The following is a 315-nucleotide window of genomic DNA, read 5'->3' on the forward strand; positions in this document are numbered from 1 at the left end:
TGGGAGTCCGGTCAGGTCCGCCTCCTGACGGAAGCCGAGGACTGGCCCGCGGGGGAGCGCCCGAGGCGTGCGGGTGTGTCGTCGTTCGGGATCAGTGGGACGAACGCGCACGTGATTCTGGAGGAGGCGCCGGAGGCTCTGGCGGGGCCGGTTGCTGAGGTGTCGGTGCCGGAGCGGCCTTCCGCGGTGGTGCTGTCGGGGAAGAGTGGGGTGGCGCTGCGGGCTCAGGCGGGTCGTCTGCGGGATCATCTGGTGGCTTCGCCGGGTTGGGGTCTGGTGGATGTGGGTCTGTCGTCGGTGTTGACGCGGGCGCAG

The 315-nt window shown here is 71.1% G+C and carries 1 protein-coding gene; it reads left to right on the top strand.

The window, feature by feature from the left end:
• The coding region (locus Q0994_RS33990; RefSeq protein ID WP_299542607.1) for a ketoacyl-synthetase C-terminal extension domain-containing protein at positions 1-315 on the top strand (315 nt) is incomplete at both ends.

The sequence above is a fragment of the uncultured Streptomyces sp. genome, assembly GCF_947488945.1.
Classification (GTDB): domain Bacteria; phylum Actinomycetota; class Actinomycetes; order Streptomycetales; family Streptomycetaceae; genus Streptomyces.